General features: G+C 56.8%; 4 protein-coding genes and 1 pseudogene. All 5 read left to right on the top strand.

Annotated features, from left to right (window positions below; all coding sequences use genetic code 11):
* Positions 1-236: pseudogene (locus IBX54_RS12225) on the top strand (hypothetical protein); the annotation flags it as partial.
* An 11-nt stretch (positions 237-247) separates the two neighbouring features.
* Complete coding sequence (locus IBX54_RS12220; protein ID WP_296542930.1) at positions 248-1,831, top strand: Eco57I restriction-modification methylase domain-containing protein; 1,584 nt, start codon at positions 248-250, stop codon at positions 1,829-1,831.
* Positions 1,832-2,047: 216 nt separating this feature from the next.
* Positions 2,048-2,425, top strand: a complete 378-nt coding sequence (locus IBX54_RS12215; protein WP_296542929.1) for a type II toxin-antitoxin system RelE/ParE family toxin — start codon at positions 2,048-2,050, stop codon at positions 2,423-2,425.
* A gap of 31 nt (positions 2,426-2,456) precedes the next feature.
* Positions 2,457-2,747 carry a helix-turn-helix domain-containing protein gene (locus IBX54_RS12210; protein ID WP_296542928.1) on the top strand — a complete coding sequence of 97 codons (291 nt, stop codon included), beginning with the start codon at positions 2,457-2,459 and terminating at the stop codon, positions 2,745-2,747.
* Positions 2,748-2,792: 45 nt separating this feature from the next.
* On the top strand, positions 2,793-5,229 hold a 2,437-nt coding region (locus IBX54_RS12205), incomplete at its 3' end, for a GIY-YIG nuclease family protein (protein WP_296542927.1).

The following is a 5,229-nucleotide window of genomic DNA, read 5'->3' as shown; positions in this document are numbered from 1 at the left end:
TGGCCATGCTCTCCAGCGTGTTGCGCTCGCAGCGTGCGGTTGAGGTCAACATCGCCATCATGCGCACCTTTGTGCAATTGCGCCGCCTGATGGACTCCAACCGCGACCTGCGATTGCGCATCGAGGCCATGGAAACCCGCTACGACGAACAGTTCTCCCAGGTGTTTGATGCCATCAAACAACTCATCACCGAGGACAAAACGCGCAAAGCCAAACCACCGATTGGTTTTCTTTGACACCAAACATCATGAACAGCCAGGTTTCTTTCACACTGCGCGGGCGCAACCCCGATGTGCTGAGCTGCATTGCCAACCTGTCGAACGACGAGGTTTTTACCCCGCCCGAGCTGGCGGGCCGCATGTTGGACATGCTGGCCGAGGCATGGGCCGCAGACCACGGTGGTGCAGATTTGTGGTCGGATAAGACCGTGCGGTTTCTGGACCCGTTCACCAAATCGGGCATATTTCTGCGCGAAATCACCCACCGCCTGACCGAGGGGCTGGCGCAGCAAATACCCGACCTGCAAACGCGCGTGAACCATGTCCTGACGCGTCAGGTGTTTGGCATTGGCATCACGCGCTTGACCAGCTTGCTGGCGCGGCGCAGTGTATATTGCTCCAAACACGCCAACGGTGCGCATTCTGTGGTGCAGGGGTTTGACAACGAGGCGGGCCACATCTGGTTTGAGCGCACCGAGCACACCTGGGCGGGCGGCAAATGCACGTTTTGCGGTGCCAGCCAGGCCGCGCTGGACCGTGGCGACGCGCTGGAAACCCACGCCTACGCCTTTATTCACACCGACAACATCAAGACTCGGCTGACCGAGTTGTTTGGAGAAGATATGCAGTTCGATGTCATTATTGGGAATCCGCCGTATCAGCTAGCAAGTGACGGCGGCACGCGAGATGTGCCCATTTACCAGCACTTCGTTGAGCAAGCGAAAAAACTTGAACCGCGTTTGTTGACAATGGTCATTCCGTCACGGTGGATGGCTGCTGGCCTTGGCCTGAGCGAGTTTCGCCAGGCAATGCTCGGCGATAGGCGCATACGTGCACTCGTTGACTATCCGGCAGCAAGCGATGTGTTTCCTGGCGTTGAGGTCAAGGCAGGCGTTTGCTACTTTCTATGGGACGCAAATCACGACGACGACTGCACAGTGACAACCGTTCGAGGAGGGGATGTTGTTGGCCCGACAAAGCGCAACCTTGGTGAGTACGACGTGTTTGTGCGGGACTCGCGTGCCATGTCAATCCTGCGAAAGGTAGTAAAGCACGGCGAACCGTCAATCAACTCGATTCTTGCTCGCGACAAGGAGTTTGGATGGACATCCAACTTCGACGGCTTTCATGCGACAAAGCGCGCCGGGGATTTGCCGCTCCATTACATCCGCACGATGAAACGCGGCGTTGGCTACATTGCTCGCAGTGCAGTCAACAAGAGCGCACATCTCATTGATACATGGAAGGTGCTTGTACCCAAGGCCTACAACGGCGGCGACGGCGTGCCTCATTTGGTTTTGGGCAAGCCGCTCATTGCCCCAGCACCGTCGGTTTGCACACAGTCATTCCTATTTTTCTATGTAGGCTCAGACAAGGCAGCCACTAGTCTTCAGTCGTACTACTCGACTCGGTTCTTTCGGTTCCTGATTTCGTTGCGGAAGATCACGCAGGATGCCACGCACTCTGCCTACAAATGGGTTCCCGTCCAGGAGTGGAATCGCACGTGGACAGACGATGCTCTTTACGAGAAATATGGCATCACGAAGGAGGAGCAGGCTTACATCGAATCTCAAGTCAGAGAAATGATCCTTGCGAGTGGCTCTGATGAGTAAGCCCACCGACGACATTCTGCCCCCCAGACCCGCAGGGGGCAGGCCATGACCCCGCTGGAAAAGTTTTTCACCGAAGCCCCCAAGTGGCACGAAAAAATCGGGGCCATTCTCCCCCTGCTGGAGCGCGTCAAGATCAGCAAAGAGCAGTCGGGCGATGTGCTGTAACCCCGTTGGGGTTGATCAGGCATAAATATATATTTGTATATAAAATGCAGCATGGCAGCAGAAAAAATTCTTGAATGGTCAGGTTCATCCAAACGGGATTTGATGGACTTCCCTGAAGACGTGCGGCGTGCTTTTGGGTACGCGTTGGGTGTAGCCCAATTGGGAGCCAAGCATCCCTCGGCCAAACCGTGGAAAGGTGAAGGTGCTGGCGTACTGGAGGTGGTGGAGTCTGACGAAGGCAATGCTTATCGTGCGGTTTACACGGTGCGATTTTCCAATGTGGTGTATGTGCTGCATTGCTTTCAAAAAAAGTCACCCAGTGGCATACGCACAGCCAAGAAAGACATCGAACTGGTTCACAAAAGACTCAAGGCTGCGCAGCAGCACTACGAGGAAAACTATGAAAAAGCAAGCAAAAACCCACGTTGACGGCACAGAATTTGAGCGCAGCAGCGGCAACGTGTTTGCAGACCTGGGGTTGGCGCAACCCGAAGAGCTCAACACCAAGCTGGTTTTGGCTGTGCGCTTGAACGAGCGCATCAAGGCATTGCATTTGAAGCAATCAGAAATTGGAGCGCGGTTGGGGTTGGCACAGCCCAATGTCTCTGCCCTGCTGAACTATCGGCTGGATAACTTTTCTTCTGAAAAACTGCTGAAATTTTTTAATACCTTGGGTTATGACGTTGATTTTTTAATCCGGCCAACCACCGGTTCTCAACGTGGCAACACCCGTGTGTTGATGGCAGTTTGAATTGGCAGCGCCAGTTCATCGAGGCCGCCCTGGAGGATCGCGCCGATGAATAAGCCCAGCATCGACGAAGTGTTGGCACCCAAGCCAGAACGCCGACCCCGCATCTACACCTATTCAATAGCCGATGCGGCGCACGCCGGCTTGCTGAAAGTGGGGCAAACCACGCGCAATGTGCGCCAGCGCGTGGCCGAGCAGCTCAAGACGGCAGCTATTCAGAACTACACCATTGAGCTCGATGTTGCCGCTGAGCGCGATGACGGCAGCATATTTACCGACCATGAAGTGCGCGCGGCACTGGTCAACAAAGGGTTTGACAACACGCAACTGGAATGGGTGCGCTGCAGCGTGGCCGATGTGCGCACGGTGCTGGCCGAGCTGCGCACCGGCCAGCGATTCAGCGGCACACACCACGAGACCTTTGGCATGCGTGCCGAGCAAACCGACGCGGTCAGCAAGACTTTCGACTACTACCAATCCATCTGGGCGGAGGATGCCAACGCCACGCCACGCTTTCTGTGGAACGCCAAGATGCGTTTTGGCAAGACCTTCACCACCTACCAGTTGGCCAAAAAGCTCCAGACCAAACGCGTGCTGGTGCTGACCTTCAAACCGGCGGTGGAAGACGCGTGGCAGTCTGACCTGGAAAACCATACCGACTTTGACGGTTGGCAATACCTGTCGCGCGCCTCAGGCAGCGACCCAACGCAGGTGGACCGCGACCGGCCGGTGGTGTATTTCGGCTCGTTCCAGGACCTGCTGGGGCGCGACGCAACGGGCAATATCAAGCCGCGCAACGAGTGGCTGCACGCGGTGAATTGGGATTTGGTGGTGTTTGACGAATACCACTTTGGTGCCTGGCGCGACACGGCCAAGGAGTTGTTTGAAGGGGAAGAAGGTGCCATCGCCAAGAAAGAGGCCAAGCTGGAATACGCGGGTGAGCTGGACGGTATCAACGAAGACCTGACTGTGCTATCGAACGCAGAGACCGATTTTTTGCCCATCACGACCCGGGCCTATTTGTACCTGTCGGGCACACCGTTCAAGGCGCTGGCCACGGGAGAGTTCATCGAGGAGCAAATCTTCAACTGGACTTACACCGACGAGCAGCGCGCCAAAGCAGCTTTTGCCATCGATCACCCGGGTCAGCGCAACGCCTACGCCGCGCTGCCACAAATGCGCTTGCTAACGTACCAAATGCCCGACGAGTTGCTGGCCATCGCCAGTGGCGGGGAATTTGACGAGTTTGACCTGAACGCGTTTTTTGAAGCCAAGGGCACTGGGGCAGCTGCGCAGTTTAGCCACAAGAGCGACGTGCAGAAGTGGCTGGACATCATTCGCGGCGGCTACGCGGCGCAGTCGGCCGAGTTGTTGAAGGCGGGCACGCGCCCGCCGTTTCCGTATTCGGATGTGCGCCTGTTGCCCTATTTGCAGCACGCGTTCTGGTTTCTGCCCAATGTGGCTGCTTGCCACGCGATGGCGAACTTGCTGGCTGAGCGGCACAACATTTTTTGGCACGGTTACCAGGTCATCGTGGCTGCCGGGGCGTCGGCAGGCATTGGGCTGGACGCATTGCCACCGGTGCGCAAAGCCATTGGCAGCGGGTTTGCCACAAAAACCATCACGCTGTCGTGCGGCAAGCTGACCACGGGCGTAACGGTGGCGCAGTGGTCGTCCATTTTGATGCTGCGCAATCTGAAGTCGCCCGAGACCTATTTTCAAGCGGCGTTTCGGGTGCAGTCGCCGTGGTCCATCAAGAACCCCAATGGCGACAACCCGTTTGAGGAAGACATCCTCAAGCCGGTGTGCTTTGTATTTGACTTTGCGCCCACGCGGGCGCTGCGCCAGTTGTCGGAATACGGCATTGGCCTGCAACCCAACGAGTCCAACCCGGAAAATGCGGTGCGGGACCTGGTGGCCTTTTTGCCGGTGCTGGCCTATGACGGCGCGCATATGACGCAGATTGACGCGGGCGGCGTTCTGGACATTGCCATGGCGGGCACGTCTGCCACACTGCTGGCGCGCAAGTGGGAAAGTGCGTTGCTGGTGAATGTGGACAACGGCACGCTGCGCCGCATCATGGACAGCCCCGAGGCGATGGCCGCGGTGGCGCGCATCGAGGGCTGGCGCGCGCTGGGCGACAACATCATCGAGACCATTATCAACAAGAGCGAGAAGGTCAAAGGCCTTAAAACCAAGGCCAAAGATGAAGCTCTGACGGCCAAAGAGAAAAAAGAGCTTTCCGACGAAGAAAAGGAATACAAGTCCAAGCGCAAACTGGTGCAAGAAAAGCTCATCAAGTTTGCCACGCGCATCCCGGCGTTCATGTACCTGACCGACTTTCGGGAAAACACCTTGCAAGATGTGATCACCAAGCTGGAGCCGGAGTTGTTTGAAACGGTGACCGGGCTGACGGTGCAAGACTTCCACCTGCTGGTGCAGCTCAAGGTGTTCAATACCGAGCAGATGAACCAGGCGGTGTTTG

The organism is Rhodoferax sp., assembly GCF_014859475.1.
GTDB lineage: Bacteria > Pseudomonadota > Gammaproteobacteria > Burkholderiales > Burkholderiaceae_C > Rhodoferax.
The sequence above is the reverse complement of the archived record's forward strand: the minus strand, read 5'-3'. Positions and strand labels throughout refer to the sequence as shown.